At 65.9% G+C, this 20,010-nt stretch carries 17 protein-coding genes; 6 read left to right on the top strand and 11 right to left on the bottom strand.

What is annotated here, in order from left to right:
- Position 1: 1 nt before the first annotated feature.
- The 4 genes from ACV095_RS15035 to ACV095_RS15020 all read right to left on the bottom strand — a co-directional run bounded on the left by ACV095_RS15035 (position 2) and on the right by ACV095_RS15020 (position 6,650).
- Positions 2–910 carry a GGDEF domain-containing response regulator gene (locus tag ACV095_RS15035; RefSeq protein WP_478222168.1) on the bottom strand — a complete coding sequence of 303 codons (909 nt, stop codon included), beginning with the start codon at positions 908–910 and terminating at the stop codon, positions 2–4.
- Positions 907–3,909: a response regulator gene (locus ACV095_RS15030; protein ID WP_478222167.1), complete on the bottom strand. Its 3,003-nt coding sequence runs from the start codon at positions 3,907–3,909 to the stop codon at positions 907–909. The genes ACV095_RS15035 and ACV095_RS15030 overlap by 4 nt, the downstream gene beginning before the upstream one ends.
- Before the next feature lie 134 nt (positions 3,910–4,043).
- Positions 4,044–6,176, bottom strand: a complete 2,133-nt coding sequence (locus ACV095_RS15025) for a putative bifunctional diguanylate cyclase/phosphodiesterase (RefSeq protein WP_478223460.1) — start codon at positions 6,174–6,176, stop codon at positions 4,044–4,046.
- A 204-nt stretch (positions 6,177–6,380) separates the two neighbouring features.
- Positions 6,381–6,650 (bottom strand): GlsB/YeaQ/YmgE family stress response membrane protein, encoded by a 270-nt coding sequence (locus ACV095_RS15020; protein WP_018771805.1) that lies wholly within the window; start codon positions 6,648–6,650, stop codon positions 6,381–6,383.
- A 275-nt stretch (positions 6,651–6,925) separates the two neighbouring features.
- Between ACV095_RS15020 and ACV095_RS15015 the strand changes: the two genes are divergently transcribed.
- Positions 6,926–7,789 carry an HAD hydrolase family protein gene (locus ACV095_RS15015; RefSeq protein ID WP_478222166.1) on the top strand — a complete coding sequence of 288 codons (864 nt, stop codon included), beginning with the start codon at positions 6,926–6,928 and terminating at the stop codon, positions 7,787–7,789.
- Positions 7,790–7,807: 18 nt separating this feature from the next.
- Here the strand turns inward: ACV095_RS15015 and ACV095_RS15010 are convergent, their stop codons facing one another.
- Together ACV095_RS15010 and ACV095_RS15005 are read right to left on the bottom strand one after the other, a co-directional pair.
- Positions 7,808–9,178 (bottom strand): UDP-glucose dehydrogenase family protein, encoded by a 1,371-nt coding sequence (locus tag ACV095_RS15010; protein ID WP_478222165.1) that lies wholly within the window; start codon positions 9,176–9,178, stop codon positions 7,808–7,810.
- Positions 9,175–10,332 carry a glycosyltransferase family 4 protein gene (locus tag ACV095_RS15005; protein WP_478222164.1) on the bottom strand — a complete coding sequence of 386 codons (1,158 nt, stop codon included), beginning with the start codon at positions 10,330–10,332 and terminating at the stop codon, positions 9,175–9,177. The genes ACV095_RS15010 and ACV095_RS15005 overlap by 4 nt, the downstream gene beginning before the upstream one ends.
- Positions 10,333–10,590: 258 nt before the next feature.
- Between ACV095_RS15005 and ACV095_RS15000 the strand changes: the two genes are divergently transcribed.
- The gene (locus ACV095_RS15000; protein ID WP_223994406.1) at positions 10,591–11,445 is read left to right on the top strand and encodes a PRC and DUF2382 domain-containing protein; all 855 of its coding nucleotides are present in this window, start codon (positions 10,591–10,593) and stop codon (positions 11,443–11,445) included.
- Positions 11,446–11,636: 191 nt separating this feature from the next.
- Here the strand turns inward: ACV095_RS15000 and ACV095_RS14995 are convergent, their stop codons facing one another.
- Positions 11,637–11,762, bottom strand: coding sequence for a hypothetical protein (locus ACV095_RS14995; RefSeq protein WP_018771800.1), 126 nt, complete (start codon positions 11,760–11,762; stop codon positions 11,637–11,639).
- A 119-nt stretch (positions 11,763–11,881) separates the two neighbouring features.
- Between ACV095_RS14995 and ACV095_RS14990 the strand changes: the two genes are divergently transcribed.
- Positions 11,882–13,198, top strand: a complete 1,317-nt coding sequence (locus tag ACV095_RS14990) for a cell division protein PerM (protein ID WP_478222163.1) — start codon at positions 11,882–11,884, stop codon at positions 13,196–13,198.
- A gap of 14 nt (positions 13,199–13,212) precedes the next feature.
- Here the strand turns inward: ACV095_RS14990 and ACV095_RS14985 are convergent, their stop codons facing one another.
- Positions 13,213–13,644, bottom strand: coding sequence for a hypothetical protein (locus ACV095_RS14985; RefSeq protein ID WP_056393416.1), 432 nt, complete (start codon positions 13,642–13,644; stop codon positions 13,213–13,215).
- Positions 13,645–13,683: 39 nt separating this feature from the next.
- Here ACV095_RS14985 and purN point away from each other — a divergent pair, with 39 nt between their 5' ends.
- Both purN and ACV095_RS14975 read left to right on the top strand, forming a co-directional pair.
- Positions 13,684–14,277, top strand: coding sequence for a phosphoribosylglycinamide formyltransferase (purN, locus tag ACV095_RS14980; protein WP_134164577.1), 594 nt, complete (start codon positions 13,684–13,686; stop codon positions 14,275–14,277).
- Positions 14,278–14,397: 120 nt separating this feature from the next.
- Positions 14,398–15,348, top strand: a complete 951-nt coding sequence (locus ACV095_RS14975; protein WP_478222162.1) for a hypothetical protein — start codon at positions 14,398–14,400, stop codon at positions 15,346–15,348.
- Between the two features lie 63 nt (positions 15,349–15,411).
- Here ACV095_RS14975 and ACV095_RS14970 read toward each other — a convergent pair whose 3' ends face one another.
- The gene (locus ACV095_RS14970; RefSeq protein WP_018771795.1) at positions 15,412–16,764 is read right to left on the bottom strand and encodes an MFS transporter; all 1,353 of its coding nucleotides are present in this window, start codon (positions 16,762–16,764) and stop codon (positions 15,412–15,414) included.
- Between the two features lie 143 nt (positions 16,765–16,907).
- Between ACV095_RS14970 and purH the strand changes: the two genes are divergently transcribed.
- Complete coding sequence (gene purH / locus ACV095_RS14965) at positions 16,908–18,593, top strand: bifunctional phosphoribosylaminoimidazolecarboxamide formyltransferase/IMP cyclohydrolase (protein ID WP_478222161.1); 1,686 nt, start codon at positions 16,908–16,910, stop codon at positions 18,591–18,593.
- Between the two features lie 61 nt (positions 18,594–18,654).
- On the opposite strand, the gene ACV095_RS14960 is transcribed toward purH, so the two are convergent.
- Together ACV095_RS14960 and ACV095_RS14955 are read right to left on the bottom strand one after the other, a co-directional pair.
- Positions 18,655–18,828 (bottom strand): hypothetical protein, encoded by a 174-nt coding sequence (locus ACV095_RS14960; protein WP_478222160.1) that lies wholly within the window; start codon positions 18,826–18,828, stop codon positions 18,655–18,657.
- Entirely contained in the window at positions 18,812–19,777 is a 966-nt protein-coding gene (locus tag ACV095_RS14955) for a trypsin-like serine peptidase (RefSeq protein WP_018771793.1), read from the bottom strand. The genes ACV095_RS14960 and ACV095_RS14955 overlap by 17 nt, the downstream gene beginning before the upstream one ends.
- Between the last annotated feature and the right edge of the window lie 233 nt (positions 19,778–20,010).

Below are 20,010 nucleotides of genomic sequence, written 5' to 3'. Positions count from 1 at the left end.
CCTACGGTGCAAGCATCACCTGGTTCCGCCCTGCGGCCTTTGCCGCGTAAAGGGCTGCGTCGGCTTCATTTAGCAGCATTTCGGCACTCACCACATGCCCCGCGGAGAACCCGGAGACTCCAGCGCTGAACCCCAACTGGCCCGATGGGTCGCCGGCATGCGGTATGGCCAGGTCACGTACGGCGCATAACGCCCGTTCCACAAGGGCCCTGGCCCCGATCACGCCCTGTCGGGGAAGCACCAGCAGGAACTCCTCGCCCCCGAACCGGTAGACACCGTCAGTCCGTCGTGCCGTTGCCGCGAGGGTGGATGCCACCGCCCGAAGGGCCAGATCGCCGGCCTGGTGACCGTAGAGGTCGTTGTAGCTCTTGAAATTGTCCACGTCGCACAGCGCCACACTGTATTCCTCGCCATGGCGGGCGCTCCGGGCGTGCAGTTGCTCCAGGTCCTCTGAAAGTTTCAACCGGTTGTGAAGTCCGGTCAGGGGATCGGTGCGCGCTTGCTCCGAGAGGACTTTCCGGTAGTGTGCGAGGTCCGCGTGAAGCGTGGTGATCCGCAACGCCACTAGGAGCCTGGTGTGCAGGACAAAGGGGTCCAACGGCTTGGTGACGTAGTCGTCGGCGCCGGCCTCGAGCCCGGACAGAACGTCGTCGCGCGATCCTTGCGAGGTCAGCAGCACGATGTAGGTGTACAGCTCAGGCTCCTCTGCACGGATGGCCCGGCAGAGTTCCAATCCGTCCATCACGGGCATCATCCGGTCGGTGACCACCACATCCGGCCGGTGTGCCTGGAACAGAGCCCATGCCTCGCCACCGTCCGCAGCCGTCATGCAGTCATGCCCCGAACGTTCGACGGCGGCCCTGGCCACCAGGAGCGACCCCGGATCATCGTCCGCTACGAGAACTCTCAATGGTCCCCCTTCACTGCGGCCTCCAGTTCGGCGTCCAACCGCTGCAGTTCAGCCTCGAGCCGGCTGACGAGTCCCTCGGCGTTGCCCAGTTGCCCGTTGCGGCCCAGCTCTTCGAGCTCGGCACAGACCGAAACCACGCCGGAGGCTCCGATGTTTGCCGCGGACCCCTTCAGGGCGTGGGCAGCCTGCACCAGGACCTGGCTGTCGCCAGGAACCGCTGCGCGAAGCGCCGCCACGCGCACCTGGCTCTCCCGTCGGAACGCCTCCAGCGTTGCCCGCAACAATGCCCCTCCGTCATCCTGGCCCAGGTCCCTAAGGACGGCGAGGCGGTTCGGGTCCAGTGCGGGCCCGGGGCTTCCGGCGGAAGGACCTCCGGTGACAGCAAGAGGCTGCGGGAGCTGCACGGGAACCCAGCGGGACAACGCAGCTTCCAGGGCAGCCGCGTCCACGGGTTTTGACAGGTAATCGTCCATGCCCGCGGCGAGGCAGCGTTCCCGGTCTCCATCGAGGGCGCCTGCGGTCATGGCAATGATGGGCACCCGGATTGCAGAGGGCAGGCGGCGGATCTCGCGGGTTGCCTCGAAGCCGTCCATCACCGGCATGTGGCAATCCATCAGGATGGCGGAGTATCTTGTCGCGGCCGCGGCCGCCACCGCTTCGGCACCGTTACACACCACATCCACCGCGTAGCCGAACTTTTCGACTGTTGCGCGTGCCACCAACTGGTTCACCTCATTGTCCTCAACGACCAGGATCTGCCCGCGGCGCGGCGTGCCGCGCCCAGCCTGCGCGGTTCGGGCGGGCCTTGGGCGGCTCCAGGATTCCGGTGTGGGCTCGCGGGTCGAGATCAGGCGGACCAGCCGGTTGTAAAACTCGGAACTGCGGACGGGTTTCATCAGCCACTCACGCACACCCGCGGCGGCAATCTCTGCCGGGTCTACCTGCATGGTCGAGGTCAGCATGATCAGTTCCATGCCCGCAAGTGCTGCGTCGGCCTTGATGCGCCGGGCCAGCTCCAGGCCATCCGTGTCGGGCATGCAGTAGTCCAAAACGGCGAAATGGAAGGGTGTCCCGGCCTGCCGCGCGGCGCGGGCCACTTCCAAAGCGGCCGTCGCGTCCGGAACGGATTGCGGTTCAAGGCGCCAGCCACGGAGCTGGGATTCGAGGACCAGCCGGTTTGTGGCATTGTCATCCACCACCAGGACGCGGAGACCGGTGAGGAATCCGGCGGCCGGCACAGGATCCGTGGACGGGGGTGCTATGGGCAGCGGCAGCCGGAACCAGAATGTGCTGCCCTGGCCCGGCGCACTGTCCATCCCGATGGCACCGTCCATCACAGCGGTCAGGCGCCTGCAGATGGCCAGGCCAAGACCCGTACCGCCGTAGCGGCGGGTGGTGGAAGCATCCGCCTGCGAGAAGGATTCAAACAATTTGCCGTGATGTTCCGGGCTGATGCCAATGCCGGTGTCGCGGACCTCGAACTCAATTGCCGCGGTGCTTCCCGGGCCGTAGCCCGGGTCCTTGGCCGTGACCCGGATGGAGACCTCCCCGGATGCCGTGAACTTCACGGCGTTGGAGGCAAGGTTGAGCAATATTTGCCGGATCCTGCCGGAGTCGCCCTGCAAACGGGCAGGAACGTCAGGCTCACAGTAGGCGATCAGCTCCAGGTTCTTGGCCAGTGCAGGTTCGGCCAGCAGGGCGGCCACCTCTTCGACGAGGACCCTGGGGTCGAAGGGACGGACCTCCAGGTCCACCTTTCCGGCCTCCAGCTTCGAGAAATCGAGGATGTCATTGATAAGGGCCAGCAACGATTCCCCCGCACCCCTAACCCCTTGGGCGTACTGACGTTGTGTCTCGTCCAGCCCGGTTTCCAGAAGGAGCCCGGTTAGGCCGACTACCCCGTTCATCGGAGTGCGGATTTCGTGGCTCATGGTAGCCAGGAATTCGGATTTGAGGCGGCTGGATTCCAACGCCGCCTCCCGGGCCGCCTCAAGTTCCACGGTGCGGGCAGCCACTTCATCCTCGAGTCCGCCGGTCAGGCTGATGTTCTCGAAGACGATCAGCACCTGACGGACCAGCACGGAGGCAAGGACTGTGGCTCCCACTACGAGAAGGAACGGATCGAGCTCCTGCAGGTGCGGGCCGGCGAATTGGAGTACAGCCAGGAGGAGGGGAACGTATGGGAGCAGTTCCAGTGCAAGCGTGTATCCCTTCCGGTCCGGGCCTGTGTTCTCCACGTACGGTGCAGCAGGAGCCACGGCGATGATGAGGAAGGCGCCTATCCAGCCCAAGGCAAGCGGTGATCCGGTGGTTCCCGTCACGCCGTCGAACGTCATGCGCACGTAAATGCTGTCCGTAACGGCCAGCACCACCAGGCCGCCACCGAAACAGAGCCAGGGCAGGCGCTCGCCCGGCTGACGCCGCATGGCCAGGACCAGTACCAGGGACGTGATCACCAGATCCACCACGGGGTAGGCCATCCCGGTAAGGCGTGTCAGTGGGTCCCCAACAGCGTTGAAGGCGGGGCCAAGGGCCGTGTACCAGCTGACCACAAGCACGGAGCCGGCAATGACGGCGGCGTCCATGACCGCCCGAAACAGCGCGACGGGAGTGCCGGCGCGCCGCTTGAACGAGAACAGCGCCACGACAGCGGGCACCGAGTAGCCAAGGAACAGGGCGTCTGCCAGGGAGGGAAAGGGGTAAACATGGTCGTTCAGAAGGCCGTAAAACGCGTAGAGCGCCATTCCGGCTGCCCAGACGAAGGACGCCGCAGCCATATAGGTCCAGGCCTTCGCGTTCGCACCCCCTCGGGCACCGGCGCGCGCACAGCTCACCCCGGCCACCAGGGACGCGGCCAAAATGAGGAAGTCGCCGGTAACAAGGGCGGCCGGAGTGCCCCTGTTCACTGCCAAAAACACCCCGAGTCCAGTGAGGAACAACGCTGCCGCCACGATCCGCGGCCACAGCCGCGACCCACCGCTGTTGACACGGTGTTCCAAGAGACCAGACTGGGACACGGAGACCCCTTCCCCCTAATTGCGCCCAATGCCCCAAAACAGGGGCGGAGCCGCCGGAGACCACGGCGGAGACGCCCCCTCATAATATCCCGCGCACCCTTGGAATGGGCCGGAAATTACCGCCCCTTCAAGGCATTGAGGGCTTCTTCCGCGTTCTGCAATGCGTGGCCAAGCCGCTCGCCTGGCTCCGGCAAGGAAAACAGGTAACCCTGCAGCGAATCGCACTCCAGCGCGGCCAGGTAATCCGCCTGCGCCGCCGTCTCAATCCCTTCAGCCGTGACGGTCAGCCCCAGGCTGTGGGCCATGTTGATCATGGAGCTGAGGATCGGCAGGCGCTCGTTGCCGGTCCGCACCATGGACACAAAAGACTTGTCGATCTTGACCGTGTCCACGGGCAGGTCCTGCAGCCGGCCCAGTGAGGAGTAGCCGGTGCCGAAATCATCCAGTGCCACCCTGGCCCCGGCGTCCCGCAGCGTGCTGAGTTGCCGGATCAGGCTGCAGTCGGCGTCGAAAAACACACTCTCGGTAACTTCCATGACCAGCTGGTAGGGGGCCACGACGCTGGCTGCCGCCAGCCTTAGGACGGTCTCGGCGAAGTCCGGTTCCTGGAGCTGGACCCCGGAGACGTTCACCGCCAGGGACCGCGCCGGATCCTCGCTGAGCCATCGCGCCAGCTGCACCATGCCGGAGGCCATTACCTCGGCCCCGATCTCGCCGATCAGCCCGGTGCGCTCGGCAAGGGGGATGAAGATCGACGGCGGCACCCGCTCGCCGCCGCGGTCCCACCTGGCCAGCGCCTCGAGTTGGACCACCTGCCCCATGCGGTGCGACACGATCGGCTGGAAATCCACGGTGATTTCGCCGCGCGGAACAGCCAGCCGCAGCCCGCCCTCCATGTGGGTGCGCTGCACCAGTGCCTGCATCATGTCCGGGTGGAAGCGGAGGAACCGGTTCTTGCCTGCCGCCTTGGCCGCATACATGGCAATGTCGGCATGCCGCAGGAGTTCCGAGGGCCCAACGCTGTCCTGCCCCAACGAGGCGAGGCCCAGGCTGAGGCTCGGCCGGAGGACAGTGCCGTCGATGGTCACGGGGACGTGCAGGCAGCGCACGATGCACGCCGCGATGGCGTCGGCATCCGGGCACGCCGTCAACAGCACCACGAACTCGTCCCCGCCCAATCGTGCAACAACGTCAGCTGTAGGGACGCAGCCGCGAAGCCGGCGTGCCACTTCGATGAGCATGTCATCACCCGCCTGGTGGCCAAGGATGTCGTTGACCTCCTTGAAGTCGTCCAGGTCAAGGAGCAGGACATCCACCGTCTTCAGCCGGGCTTCCTGAAGTGCTTCGGCCAGGGCGTCGTTGAACACGGCCCTGTTCGCGAGCCCGGTCAGGGGGTCCTGGAACGCCATGGCCCGCAGCTTTTCGGCCTGGACGGCCAGGTCCATCATGGCCCTGTGCGCCTGCTCCTGCGCTTTTCGCCGGGGCGTGACATCGCGGAAGCTCCACACCCGTCCAACGATCTTTTCCTCTACCCGTTGGGGGCGGGAATATCTTTCATAGGTGCGGCCGTCCCTGAACTCGACCACGTCGTGGCTCTCGGCGGCCGGGTCTTCCTGAAGTTCGCCCAGCCGGGCGGTGAAGGCCGCTGGGTCTGCCACCTGCTCCACGATGAGCTGCATGGCCGGTTCTCCGCTGTCCGCTTCCATCAACTCGGGCGGGATGCGCCACATGGCAAGGAATTGTTCGTTGAACCCAGCCACCCTGCCGTCATTGCCCATGACCAGGATGCCGTCGGCAGTGGATTCAAGGGTGGCCGTCAACAAGGACATGGCCTCGCGCAGATCCTCGTCCGCCGCCTTGCGGTGTGCCGTGCCACGGGCGGAGAGCAGCAGCCGCGCTCCGGATTGCCCTGCCCGTTCTTCGGATTGCCCTTCGGGTCCGCGCTCTGCGCGGGCGTGGTCCGCGGTTGGCTGGGGGAGGAGTGCGGCCGCCACTTCGATGGGGATCTCGCTGCCGTCGTGACGGAGTCCCCTGATCTCGCGGGGCAGCGGATGCCCTTCCGGCTCTGCAAGGAGCTGGAGGAACAACTGGCGTACCTCGTCGCGGAAATCCTCGGCAATCAGTGGGCGGTGGTCCAGGCCGGCAAAAGCTTCCTTTGGTAAGCCGAAGAGCCTTGACGCTGCAGAATTGGCCGCAAGGATAATACCGTCCGCGGTCAAAGCCAGCAGTGCGTCCGGGCTGGCATCCATGACCACGCCAAAAGTTTGTAATGCCACATCATCGCCACGGCCCATAAAACTGGTCATTACACCACCCCTTCGCCATCATAAAGGCCATTGGCAGGAATTGGGTGCGCACCAGGGAAGGCAAATTGGGGCGGCGCGGAACAGAGAAAGCGCCGTCCTCCTATTGGGGAGTCCGGCGCTTCTTGTTCAGTTGACTTTGTGCTGCGGCTACACCCTGCGGCCGCTGCGGTTGGCGACTGCCCCGTAGATCAGCAGCACGATGATGGAGCCGAGGATGGCCAGCAGCCAGGTCCTGAGGTCGAAGAATTCGGCCAGTCCGCCGCCAAAGATGAGCGATCCAATCCAGCCGCCCAGAATGGCTCCGACGACGCCGAGGACCAGGGTCACTACCCAGCCGCCGCCCTGGCGACCCGGCAGGATTGCCTTTGCAATGGCTCCAGCAATCAGGCCCAAAATGAGAAATCCGATAATGCCCATGTTGCCACTCCTTGTCAGTAAGTTGTGCCGGGCCCCCATTTCCGGTTCCATAATTCAATCAGCAGGCTTACTACTGTGCAAGGCCTTGAATATCACAGGATGACTGTCAGTTTCAGGCGTAATGCCGTGCTTTTATCCATCAGTGTCCTGACGGTCCTTGGTTTTCCGCCGTGTGGCCTGGCTTTGGCATCCCGTGAACGTTCATTCTCGGGTGCGGCCTGCCTGGCGTCCGCCGATAGGATGGCAAGTCCCCGAACAGACCAAGGAGCGCAGGCATGCCCAGCCAGACCGCCAGGCCCCGTGCCATCTTCCTCGACATCGACGGAACCTACGCCGACCACGGCCTGGCTCCGGCTGCCCACGTGGACGCGGTGCGGACCGCCCGGGCACGGGGCCACCTCGTCTTTGTCTGTACCGGACGCCCGCTGTCCATGGTCCCCGGCCACATCCTGGACGCTGGGTTTGACGGCACCATCACAGGCGCCGGCGCCAGGGTGGAGGTCAACGGGGAGATCCTCAAGGATGCCCGTTTTGAACCCGGCCTGGCCGCACGCATCGTTGAGGCCCTGGATGCCCACAACGCCGCCTACATCCTGGAGGCCCCGGAAGCCCTGCATGGCCGCACCGGTGTGGACCGGCGGCTGAGGGAGGTGCTGGGCCCCATCTTCGCCGGGCGTCCACGCCACGACGGAGTGCTCAGCACGGACGTGGATCCGCTCGAGGACATCCTGGGGCCCATGCAGTACGGCGATGACCTCCGCGCCACCTCGTACGCCAAAATCTCTTGCTTCGATTCACCGGTGCCGCTGACCCGGCTGTTGGAGGCCTTCGGGCCGGAGGTTGGGCTGATCCCGAGCTCCCTGTCAGCGCTCGGCGACCGTGCAGGGGAAATCTTCATGGCCGGCACGCACAAGGCGGTGGGCATCCAGGTGGTGGAAGCCCGGCTCGGCCTGGACCGGGCCGACATCATTGCCATCGGCGACAGCGCCAACGACATCGAAATGCTTGAGTACGCAGCCGTCGGCATCGCCGTGGAAGGTGGCCACCCCGCCGTCCTTGCCGTGGCGGACAGGACCACTGCCGCACCCGCCGGCAACGGCGTGGCCCTGGCCTTCGCTGAGCTGGGGCTCCTCGGCTAGGCCGTCCCCTGTCGGGCGTCAGCCCACCGCGCCTGCCGTGGCCAAGGTGCCGGCGGAGGTGCCAAGGCCGCGCACCAGCCAGCCTTCCTCCCGCCACGCTGCCGCGTCCAGCACGTTCCGCGCGTCCAGGACCACCCGCCGTCGTACCAGCTGTCCGGTGACGGCGGGGCACAGCCGCCGGTACTCGTCCCATTCGGTGAGGAGCAGCACCAGTTCGGCATCCTGGAGTGCCCGCCCGGTGGACGCCTCGAAGCGCAGGCGCGGGTAGCGGCGCCAGGCAAGATTGACCGCTTTGGGGTCGGTGACGGTGACGTGCGCCCCGGCAGCGGCCAGCCGGTCCGCCACATCCAGCGCCGGCGAATCCCGGATGTCGTCCGTATCAGGCTTAAAGGAGGCGCCCAAAACAGTGACCGAGCGTCCGGCCAGCGCTCCGCCGCACAGCTCCCTGGCGAGGCCGACCGTGCGTTCACGCTGGCCAAGGTTCACCGCATCAACCAGGCGCATCCAGTCCTCCACGGCGGGCACGCCGAGTGTGGCGGCCTGTGCGCGGAAACTGCGGATGTCCTTGGGCAGGCAGCCGCCGCCGAATCCCAGCCCCGCGTGCAGGTACCTGCTGCCGATCCTCGGATCCAGCCCCATCGCCGCGCTGAGCTCCGTCACGTCCGCGCCGGCAGCATCACACAGCCCTGCCACGGCGTTGATGAAGCTGACCTTGGTGGCCAGGTAGGCGTTCGCGGCGGATTTGATGAGCTCTGCCGTGGCGAAGCTGCAGACCAGGCGGGGGATCCCGGCGGCCAGCAGCGGTTCATAGACGGCATCCAGTGCTGCCGCCACCCCCAGGGGCGCACCTGTTGCCGGGTTGAAGGCAGCGGGCTGGCCGCCTTCCACGCCATAGACCAGCCGGTCCGGCACCAGCGAGTCCTTGACGGCGGTGCCCTGCCGCAGGAACTCGGGGTTCCAGCCGAGCAGCACGTCGGGCCGTCGCGCCAGGATGCGGCGCAGCATGTCCACGGTGCCAACCGGCACGGTGGATTTGCCCACGACGACGGCGCCCGCGGCCAGGTGCGGCAGCAGGCTTTCCAGGGCTGAGACCAGGAAGGTGAGGTCGGCGGCGTCGGACGCCTTGTCCTGCGGCGTCCCCACGCATAGGAAATGAACCTGCGCGCCCCTTGCCTCTGCCGGGTCGGTGGCGAACCGCAGCCTTCCGGTAGCGCGGCCGTCCTGGAGCAGTTCGTCAAGCCCGGGCTCGTGGAATGGCGCCACCCCCTGCGCCAGTTGCTGCACCTTGCCGGGATCGACGTCGATGCCCACCACCGAGTGGCCCATGGATGCAAGGGCCGCCGCGTGGACAGCGCCCAGGTAGCCGCAGCCTATTACGGAAATCCTCATGACGGTGCTCCTGCCTTTGACGCCTTCCGCGGGGGACCGGGAACCGCCGCGGTGACGTCCCGGTAGTGCTGCACCAGTTCGGCGCACAGCGCCGGCCAGGTCCTGTCCTGCACCGACGCGTGGGCTGCCGCCGCGAACGCCCGGCGCTTGGCGTCGTCGCCCACCAGGTCCTGCACCCTGGCGCGCATGGCCGCCAGGTCGCCCGGTTCGTAAAGCCACCCGGTCCGCGAATTCTCCACCAGGTCCAGCGGACCGCCCCGCCCCGTGGCCACCACAGGAACAGCCGATGCCATGGCCTCCTGGATGGTCTGGCAGAAGGTTTCGAACTCGCCGGGGTGGACGAACAGGTCGAAGGACGCCACCGCCCGGGCCAGTTCTTCGCCGCCCAGGAACCCGGTGAACACCGCGCCGGGGAGTACCGTCTCCAACGCCGTGCGCTGGGGCCCGTCGCCCACAATCACCAGCCGGGTGTTGGGGAGGCCGGAGAGGGCGGCCAGGTCCTCCACCTGTTTTTCCACGGCGAGCCTGCCCACGTAGCCGATGATCCGTTCACCGTTCGGGGCCACCGAAGCCCGCCACCCGCCGTCGCGCTTTTCCGGTGAAAACCGCGCGGTGTCCACGCCGCGGCGCCACATCCGCACCCGCGGAATGCCCCGGCCGCGCAACTGGTTCAGCGCGAACGTGGAGGGCACCAGGGTTCGGGTGGCCAGTAAATGAATGTTCTCCACCCGGTTCCATGCCCAGTTCTCCAAAAAGGGCACACCGTACCGGGCGGCATAGCTGGGGACCTCGGTCTGATAGACCGCCACGGTGGGAATGCCCAGCTGCGCGGCAGCCTGGGCGGCGCGCCAGCCCAGCACGAACGGCGAGGCAAGATGCACCACATCGGGCGCGTACTCGGCAAGGATTCGCTTGACCCGGTACACACCTCCCACGGCCACCCGCACGTTCGTATAGCCTGCCAGCGGAACCGCTGGAAGCCGGTGGACCTCGGCGCCGTTGACGTGGACTGCGGCATCCCCGTCGTGCGCGGACGGGGCAATGACCATGACGTCGTCGCCCCGCTCCTGCAGATGGTCCAGGACCCGCAGGATTGAGTGGGTAACGCCGTTCATCAACGGCAGAAATGATTCGGCGACGATTGCGATCCTCACCCCTCAACCGTGCGCGGCTTCCCTGAAATGGTGGGGGAGTAGGCGTTACCCGGAGGCAAAGGCCCGGTGAACAACTGGACCCAGTCCCGAAAAAAATTACTAAGTAGGCTTGGCATTCGATGCTAAGCATGCTTACGGTAGGGGGGTAGTCAGCGCAGAGCCTCAAGCAGCCGGGGCGGAAACCGGGCGTCGGGGACATCCCGCGCAAGGACATCCATTGCTGGCAGACCCAGTGCAACGACACATCCAAGGAGAGTCATGCTCAACAGGGAAAATCTTGAAAACCTGCTCACCAAGGGCGGCAACGTCGTCGGTTCCGATGGTACGAAGATCGGTTCGATTGGCCAGTTGTACGCAGATGACGACACGGGTGAGCCCACTTGGGTCACGGTCAAGACCGGCCTTTTCGGCACTTCCGAATCGTTCATCCCGGTCGAAGGCGCACGCCACCAGGACGACGACCTGGTAGTCCCCTACACCAAGGAGCACGTCAAGGACGCGCCCCGCGTGGACGCGGACGGCCACCTCACCCCCGAGGAAGAGGACCGGCTGTACACCTACTACGAACGCGGTGCCCGGACCTACACGCAGGCGACCACCGGCACTGACCGGGACGTTGACCTGCAGGGCGACGCCGACCTGAACGCCGGCACCCCCACGGCAGGCCTGGCGGCAGGCAACGGTACCTCCGACCGCGACACCACTCGCGGAACCGTCGGCCACGACACCTCCGGCCCCACCACCGATGACGCCATGACGCGGTCGGAGGAACAGCTTCACGTGGGCACGGAGCGTGAGGCCACCGGCCGCGCGCGGCTGCGCAAGTATGTCACAACCGAGAACGTCACCAAGACCATCCCGGTGGAGCGCGAAGAAGTCCGCATTGAGCGCGAGCCCATCACGGACGCCAACCGCGGTGCCGCCATGGGCGGACCGGCCATCAGCGAGGAAGAGCACGAAGTGGTCCTCCATGAGGAGCGCCCGGTGGTGGAGAAGGAAGCCGTCCCCGTGGAGCGGGTCCGGCTGGACAAGGATGTTGTCCGCGACGACGTCACGGTCAACGAGGAAGTCCGCAAGGAAAACATCGAAACAGACGGCGGCAGCCGCCGCTGACAGGTGCGGGGGACTCGTCCCTACGTTCCGCGGGCAGGCTGGCTGAAACAGCGGCCCTGACACGGTGAACGGCGCCGGGAGCCTACTTGGGGGCTCCCGGCGCCGCACTCTTTAAACGCTGGTGCAGCCGCGCATAAACGTGGCTGCACCAGCCAGTAGGACGAATATCTTCAGAACTTACGGTTCATCTCTCATTCGCGGCTCCTGTTTTCCCGGTTTACGGAATCCGGGTCATCGAACTGGCGCCGGGTGACGGCGGCGGCCAGCAGAAATCGCAGCACGCCCTCGGCGGGGCAGCGGGTGTTGGTTTCTACCAATTTTACGGCGGCCTCCAGGAAAAAGCGCCGGCGTCCCGGTCATTTGATTGATCATCGGCGCCCCCGTGGAGCCTGTCGTTCGCGGGCAGAGCCCACCCGGCGTGACACCATGGAGCACGATGAAACTGCGCGCTGACCAGACCGGAGACCGTGGCCTTCCCATGCCGTTGTGGCTGCAGGGAGCCCTTGAAACGGCGCAGGCGGCCATCATTTCCGCGCTGGTGGTGGTGGCGCCCATCGTGGCTGTCTGGGCCACCGCCGGTTTCCAGAACGGGCAGTTCGAGGTCCTGGCCCGGCTGGTAGGCCAGTCCTGGCTCCTGGTACACGGCGTGCCGCTGGAACTGGCGGGCGCGGGACCGCAGGCGGCCACGCACGGCGGAACCGGCGTCCTCAGCCTGATTCCCCTGGGCCTGACCCTGATCCCGTTCCTCCTTGCCTGGCGGGCTGGCCGCCGGCTCGCCCGTGCTTCCTACACGGACCAGCTGTGGCAGGCGCTGCTTGGATCCTGGCTGGTCTACGGGGCTTTCGGCGCCGCCACCGGGTTCGTCTGCCGCAATGCCGACGTCGTCATCAATCTTTGGTACGCCATGCTGGTTCCCCTGGCTCCGTACGGACTGGGCATGGTGATCGGCGCGCGCAGGGAAGCAGGATCCTGGAGCCGGCTCATCGGCGTTGACGCGGTGGACTGGATTTCGCGCACCAGCCAGCATTCGCGCTGGGCCGGTTCCTACTTCGCGTCGGTGGCCAAGGCAGGATTCGTGGCGGTGGTGTCCGCGCTTGCGTTGGCAGCAGCGCTGCTAGCAGTTGACCTGTTCATCCACTGGAACCTTGTGGTGTCTGTCTATGAGGCGCTCGACGCCGGCCCGGTGGGAGGTGCCGCCCTCACCATCGCGCAGCTCGGCTTCCTGCCCAACCTTGTGGTCTTCGCCCTCGCCTGGACATCCGGTGCCGGCTTCGCCATGGGCGTGGGCTCCCAGGTGGGTCCGCTGGGCACCGCCGTGGGTCCGCTTCCGTCCATCCCCGTCCTGGCCGCCATCCCCTCGGGCCCCCTGGATTACGCCTTCGTGGCCATGATCGTTCCGGTGCTGGCCGGTGTCATGGCGGGGTGGTGGTTCCTCCGGGAGGGAGAGAACCACTTTGATGAGTGGCTTGCCATCAAGGTCCACGCCCGCTGGTTCACGGCGACAGTTTCCACCCTCGCCCTTGGCGCGCTGGCCGGCGTGGCCGCGGGGCTGCTGACCCTGTGCCTGGCCTGGGTTGCCAGGGGTTCAGCCGGGGTGGGCCGCCTGACCGCCATTGGGCCTGACCCGCTGTGGACGGGACTGTGGGTGGCCGCCGAGGTGGCTGCCGGCGTCGTGATTGGCTACGCGGCCGGACCATGGCTGGAACGCGAGAAAAGCACGGCTGTTGAACGGGGCGCGGAACTGGTCCACTAGGACCTGCGCGGGGCCTAGCGCACCTTGGTGGGCAGGACGTCCTGGAACTGCACCATGCAGGCGTGGGTGGCCCGGTCCGTCAGCGCACGGCCAAGGCAGGCCTGGTACTCGCGGACCTGGTCGAAGAGGACCATGGTGGTGACAATCAGCAGCACCATGACGGCAGCGACCACCAGGCCGGAAATGGTGCCGAAGAGAATCAGCTTGGATTCCTTCAACCGGACTGCGCGGACCAGCAGGACAATTCCCAGGACCAGGCCCGAGGCGGTGAGCACCGTGGTCAGCCAGAGGTAGCCCACATCCAGCTGGTAGACGAAGAACGCGCCGAGCACCGAGACCACGAACATCCGGAACAGGGTCTGGGTCTTGGCGAGGGACGCTTTCGCCGCCTCGCTGAGCGGGGGCCTGACCTGCTGCTGCCCGCTCCGGCCCGGTTCGCTGTTCATGTTTTCCAGCGTACGCGAGCCTGCACCTAAGCTGGACCAATGCGTATCGTCGTCCTCGTTTCCGGCACCGGGTCCAATCTCCAGGCAGTCATCGACGCCGTCAAGGCGGGTGGGCTCGCTGTGGAAATCGCGGCGGTGGGCGCGGACCGCGAAGGAACGTACGGCGTCGAACGCTCCGCTGCCGCAGGCATCCCCACGTTCGTGGTGGACTTCAAGGCCTACCCGGACCGTGCCGACTGGAATGCCGCCCTGACCGAAGCCGTGGCCGCCTACAAGCCGGACGTGGTGGTGTCTTCAGGGTTCATGCGGATTGTCAGCCCCGGTTTCATCGACGCGTTCAACGGCAGGTACCTCAACACGCACCCGGCGCTGCTGCCGGCGTTCCCAGGGGCCCATGGCGTGCGGGATGCGATGGCATACGGGGTGAAGGTCACGGGCTGCACCGTCCACTGGGCGGACGCGGGCGTGGACACCGGCCCCATCATTGCCCAGGAGGCCGTGACCATCGAGGACTCAGACACCGAGGAAACGCTGCACGAACGCATCAAGGTGGTGGAGCGGCGGCTCCTGGTCTCCACCTTGGCGGCCCTCGCCGCAGACCCCTCGTTCACGTCCCCCCAGCCCCCCAACTAGCTCGCAGTTGTTGTCGTTTTGACCCGTCAAAACGACAACAACTGCGAGTCACTTAATCATCGCCGCCGCTGGCTGTGGATAACTCCGGCAGATGGCAGAAGCGTTTGCGACTATGGTCGCGTGAAGACGCCTCGTCCACTTCCCGCCGAGATCGCCCGGGTGCCGTTTACGTGCCAGGAAGCGGTCGACGCCGGCGTAACTCTTAGGCGGCTGCGCCACGGAGAGTTGGACGCACCCAGCCGCGGCATCAGGGTCCCGCAGGACGGCTCGGGCCAGGGTCGAGAGGGCACGGCCCTGTCTGAAGCCTTGAGGCCGTTTACGAGGATCACTTCGTTTTCGGCGGTGTCCCACGCCACGGCCTTCACGTTCTGGAGTTTTCCTGGTTTTTTGCCCGGTCAAGAGGACCCGCTGATCCATATTTCCCGTCCGGACACCATGGCTATTCCCCGCCGCAAGGGCGTTGTCGGCCACGTAGGACAGTTCTTCGACGACGAGATCGTGCATGTGGAAGGGGTGCTGGTAACCAGCAGGCCCCGGACATGGCTGGACAATGCCCGAAGGATGAGCGTTGAGGAGCTGACAGTAGTGGCGGACCATCTTCTGCGGGTGCCGAGGGCTGCGTTCGAAATCAGGACGGAGCCGTTTTGTACCCTTGGGCAGTTGTCCGACATGTTGGATCGACACAAAGGTACACCCGGCATCCGGAAGGCAAGACTTGCCCTGGAGTTGGCGCGGGTTGGTTCGGACTCGGCGCCGGAGACGCGGCTTCGGCTTGCCCTGAACGCCGCGTGCCTGCCTGAGCCGATGCTGAACATGCCCATCGAACTTAGCCCCGGCGTCATTCGTCAGCCTGACCTGAGCTATCCGGAGTACAGGATTGCGGTGGAATACGACGGCGACGGCCATTCCGAGCCACAACAGATCGTTAGGGATATCGACCGCGAGGAGGATTTCAGCCGAGGAGGATGGCTGCTCGTGAGGATCTCAAAGCGCCACATGCAAAACCAGGCGTTGTCCGCCCTCTCGAAAGTGCGCGGGGCGCTTCTCAGTAGAGGCTGGGTACCAAAGTAGCTCGCAGTTGATGCCGTTTTGACGTGCGAGAACGACAGCAACTGCGAGTCAGTTGGGAGCCGTCTACTGCAGCCGGCGCTGGCGGGTTTCGGGGGAGAAAAACGCCATCCACAAAACGGAGACCAGTACCAGGGCTCCCGCCAGTGCAAACGACGTTGCAAGCCCGAGTTCCGGCCAGAAGTAGTTCGCGAAGATCAGCGGCCCAAAACCTGCGCCGAGGCGCGAGAACGTGGATGCCCAGCCGAAGCCGGTGCCGCGCAGTTCTGTGGGATAGAGCTCGGACACGTAGGCATACAGCACGGGGATGGCCACCTGCACCACGAAGCCGAACACCAGCAGCCAGAACACCGCGGCCGTGGGGATGTCCACCACGAAAGCCACAATCACCAGCGTAAGAGCGGACAGCGGGCCGGTGATGGCCAGGATCCATTTGCGGCCCACACGCTCCACCAGGAGCGCTGCCACCACCACGCCAAGGAAGCCGACGGCGGCCATGGAGGCTGTGGTGACGAAAGCCTTGTACTCGGCGAACCCTGCGCCGATGAGGATGCGCGGCATCCAGGTCAGGGACAAGTAGTAAACCAGCAGGATGCTGAAGAACAGGGACCATGCGGCGGCGGTGATCTTCCAGCTGAACTGCCACACTGAGCGCAGCTGCGTCCAGGCGCTGCCGGCGGAGAGCCGCGGGACATCCCTGGCGTCCGGAAGGCTGTAGGCACGCGGTTCTGCCCCGGTTGCTTCCACCAGTCCGTCGATGATCCGGGCCGCTTCCTCCCGCCGGCCTTTCCGGATCAGGAACAGCGGGGACTCGGGCACGCTGCGCCGGACCCAGAAAACCAGCAGCGCCGGCAGGACCATCACCAGCATGGTTAGCCGCCAGTCGCCGTAAAGGGCCACCAGCCCGGCCGAGACGAATCCCGCCAGGGCAGCGCCGATTGGCCACCAGCCATCCATGGCCGTAAGCACTTTGCCGCGCTGCTTCCGCGGCGTGAACTCACCCACCAGTGCGTAGTCCACGGGAATGCAGCCGCCCAGGCCGAATCCCGCCAGGAACCGGAAGGCGCAGAACCAGATGAAGTCGGGGGCGAAGGCGCCGCACACGGTGAACACGGAGAAGAGCAGGAGGGTTGCCGTGAAGGCCTTCTTGCGCCCAACGGTGTCCGCGATGGTTCCCCAGATGAAGGCGCCCAGCGCCATGCCGACCAGGTTCGCCGTGCCCACCCAGGCCGCTTCCCCCGCGGAAAGGGACCAGTGCTTGGACAGCAGCGGAATCAGGATGCCGTTCAGGGTTACATCCCAGGCATCGAACATGAAGCCGAGGCCTCCGATCAGGAAGATCCTGCCCTGGACTTTCCATCGCCAGGGCAGTTCCTGGACCACCTGTTCGCCGCTGGGCACAGTGGTGTATGTATTCATCGCCGCCTCCTGTCCAAAACTTTAGCCCGGCCCCAGCCCGTTCACACTCCGGCGTCCACGCCGGGCAACCGCGCCCTTCGCGATAAACTGGCCCTATCCCCACCAACCGCGGCCCTGTACCGCGAGATAAGACGGAGACATTTGTGAGCTTCACGCAGCATGAGCGCGTATCCATTGACCGTGTACCCATCCGCCGGGCCCTGATCTCGGTTTACGACAAAACCGGTCTGGAGGAGCTCGCCACGGGCCTGCACGCAGCGGGCGTGAAGCTCGTCTCCACCGGCTCCACGGCAAAGAAGATCGCCGCCGCGGGCATCCCCGTGCAGGAGGTGGAGGAAGTCACCGGTTCCCCCGAAATGCTGGACGGCCGCGTCAAGACGCTGCACCCGCGTGTGCACGGCGGCATCCTGGCGGACCGGCGCGTTCCGGCCCACATGGAAACCCTTGCCAGCATGGACATCGAAGCCTTCGACCTGGTGGTGGTGAACCTCTACCCGTTCGTGGAGACCGTCAAGTCCGGCGCCGCCCAGGATGACGTCGTCGAACAGATCGACATCGGAGGCCCCGCCATGGTGCGTTCGGCCGCCAAGAACCACGCCGCCGTCGCCATTGTGGTGGACCCGTCCTTCTACGGCCAGGTGGTGGAGGCCGCCGCCGCCGGCGGTTTCGACCTCAAGACCCGCCGCCGCCTCGCCGCCAAGGCCTTCGCCCACACCGCGTCTTATGACAACGCGGTTGCCACCTGGACCGCCAGCCAGTTCCTGGACGAGGACGGCGACGGCGTCATCGACTGGCCTGCCTACGCCGGCCTGTCCCTGGAACGCTCCGAGGTCCTCCGCTACGGCGAAAACCCGCACCAGCAGGCTGCACTGTACGTGGACAAAGCCGCCCCGGTGGGCATCGCCCAGGCGGACCAGCTGCACGGCAAGGCCATGAGCTACAACAACTTCGTGGACGCCGACGCCGCCCTGCGCGCTGCCTACGACTTCAGCGAGCCCGCCGTCGCCATCATCAAGCACGCCAACCCCTGCGGTGTGGCCGTCGGCTCCAAGGACGCCGCAGACCCCATCGCCGACGCGCACGCCAAGGCCCACGCCTGCGACCCCGTCTCCGCGTTCGGCGGCGTCATCGCCGCAAACCGCCCCGTCACCGCAGGCATGGCCAACACCGTCAAGGACATCTTCACCGAAGTGGTCATCGCCCCCGGCTTCGAGCCGGAAGCCGTGGAGATCCTGTCCAAGAAGAAGAACATCCGCCTGCTCGCCCTGCCCGAGGGCTACGGCCGTTACCCCACGGAGTTCCGCCAGGTCTCCGGGGGCATGCTGGTCCAGGTAAGCGACAAGGTGGACGCAGAGGGCGACAACCCCGCCAACTGGACCCTGGCCGCCGGCGAAGCAGCGGATGAGAAGACCCTCGCGGACCTTGCCTTCGCCTGGACAGCCTGCCGGGCCGCCAAGTCCAACGCCATCCTCCTCGCCGAGAACGGCGCAGCTGTGGGCATCGGCATGGGCCAGGTCAACCGGCTCGACTCCTGCCGCCTGGCCGTGGAGCGGGCCAACACGCTGGGCGTCACGGTGGAGTCCGACGTCGAAGGTGCCGGCGGTGCCTCCAACGCCAGCGCTGCCGGCGCACCGCAGCGGGCCCGCGGCGCCGTGGCTGCCTCCGACGCGTTCTTCCCGTTCGCCGACGGCCTCCAGATCCTGATCGACGCCGGCGTCCGCGCTGTCGTGCAGCCGGGCGGATCCGTGCGCGATGAAGAGGTGATCGCGGCAGCCAATGCGGCCGGCATCACCATGTACTTCACCGGGGCCCGCCACTTCTTCCACTAGGACAAACGACGGCGCCCGCCCCCTGAGCAAAGGGGGCGGGCGCCGTCGTCGTTGTGCCGGCTTAGTCCTGGTCAGCTGAACCGGGGCCGGGCTCCGGAAGTTGGATCTCCCGGGGCTTGGCCTCTGCCATTCGTTGCTTTGTCCAGTACTCGAGGACTTCCTCGTGTGACCGGGTCAGGTCAACGTGGCTGACAGGATCCTCGTCGGGCCCGGGTTCCTTAGGATTTTGCTGCACTGGCGTAGGTTGCCTGGATGACTGAGCCCCAGTATGGGCCGTACATCACGGCAGAACGGTTGTAGCCGTAGCTGTTGATGGAGTTCTGCACGCCATCGGAGCTGGTCCCGATGAACCACGGGCCGCCTGAGGAACCCCCGGTCATGTCGCAGGGGATGCCCTGGCTGTTGAACTGCGGGTTGTTCGGATCATTGGTTGCCGTGCCGGTGCAGCTCTTGAGGGTCTCACCGTTGTACGGGGCAGCGGCGGGGTAGCCGTAGGACTTGTAAGTCAGGCCCCGGGCCTGGTTGAAGGCCACGCCCGAGCCTCCGACCACAGCGGTGAGGTTCTTGCCGTTCAGGGGGTTCATGACGGCGAAGCCGGTGTCGTACGTCATGTCACCGTTTGAGACCCACTGGCTCGGCGCGTACAGGGCCCGTGCAGACCACTTGCCATACGGTGCTGCGCCATTCTCATAGGCAGGAACAAAGACGAAGTTGGTGGCGTACGCTCCAGGCCCCTCGTTAACGCAGTGTCCCGCTGTGGCAACCGTGCTGCCGTTGGTCGATGAGACAGCGTTGCCGGAGCACACATAGTTGGCGCCCCCCAGGGTGAAGAAGACCTTGCCGATGTGGCTGACCGGCGTTTCGCTCTTGGCAGTGCTGCCGGTGCTCTTGGTGCCCTTGGTGGAAGACGGTTTGCCCTTCTCCACGACGGCTGCGCTGGAGCGGTTGCCGCGTTCCAGCGCCTTGCCGGCAAGGGTATCGCCGGGGATGGCGCTCTGCATCCGCTCCGGTGTCCAGTAGTCGGCAGCACCCGCCGCGTCAAGGACAGCACTGGTAACGGACGGATTCGTGTGGTCGTCCGCCGCTGCTGGTGTTGCGGTGGCGGCACCTGCACTGGTGAAAGCCAGAACGGCGGCCGCGGAGAGGCTCAGGAGGGCGGAAGCCAGAGACCTGGTGCTTGTCATTGTTGTCCTGTCTGAACGGGGAAAGGCGTGGGAATGCCAAGTGTGACCCTGCGAATTTATCCCTCCATGACAGATTTGTAAATAGTAGTGACGTATCATGTATGGCCTGCATTGTCCCGGGATGGAGCCCTGGCGGCCGGGTGCCCGGGCGCCGCGGGCACCCGGTTTCCTGCCGCCGTCGGCCGTTCTCCATCGCTGTAATCCTGCCCACGGCAGGGGTAACGCTGGGCCTC

The organism is Arthrobacter sp. JDC6 (assembly GCF_056484025.1).
Note: the sequence above shows the minus strand (reverse complement) of the source record. Positions and strands in the feature narration are given on the sequence as shown.

Bases quoted from the DNA above. Each gene is read 5' to 3' on its own strand.
- ACV095_RS14990 (WP_478222163.1), top strand. From the start codon at position 11,882: ATGAAACTGCGCGCTGACCAGACCGGAGACCGTGGCCTTCCCATGCCG.
- ACV095_RS15010 (WP_478222165.1), bottom strand. From the start codon at position 9,178: ATGAGGATTTCCGTAATAGGCTGCGGCTACCTGGGCGCTGTCCACGCG.
- ACV095_RS15015 (WP_478222166.1), top strand. From the start codon at position 6,926: ATGCCCAGCCAGACCGCCAGGCCCCGTGCCATCTTCCTCGACATCGAC.
- ACV095_RS14985 (WP_056393416.1), bottom strand. From the start codon at position 13,644: ATGAACAGCGAACCGGGCCGGAGCGGGCAGCAGCAGGTCAGGCCCCCG.
- ACV095_RS14955 (WP_018771793.1), bottom strand. From the start codon at position 19,777: ATGACAAGCACCAGGTCTCTGGCTTCCGCCCTCCTGAGCCTCTCCGCG.
- ACV095_RS15000 (WP_223994406.1), top strand. From the start codon at position 10,591: ATGCTCAACAGGGAAAATCTTGAAAACCTGCTCACCAAGGGCGGCAAC.
- purN (WP_134164577.1), top strand. From the start codon at position 13,684: ATGCGTATCGTCGTCCTCGTTTCCGGCACCGGGTCCAATCTCCAGGCA.
- ACV095_RS15020 (WP_018771805.1), bottom strand. From the start codon at position 6,650: ATGGGCATTATCGGATTTCTCATTTTGGGCCTGATTGCTGGAGCCATT.
- ACV095_RS15025 (WP_478223460.1), bottom strand. From the start codon at position 6,176: ATGGATGCCAGCCCGGACGCACTGCTGGCTTTGACCGCGGACGGTATT.
- ACV095_RS14970 (WP_018771795.1), bottom strand. From the start codon at position 16,764: ATGAATACATACACCACTGTGCCCAGCGGCGAACAGGTGGTCCAGGAA.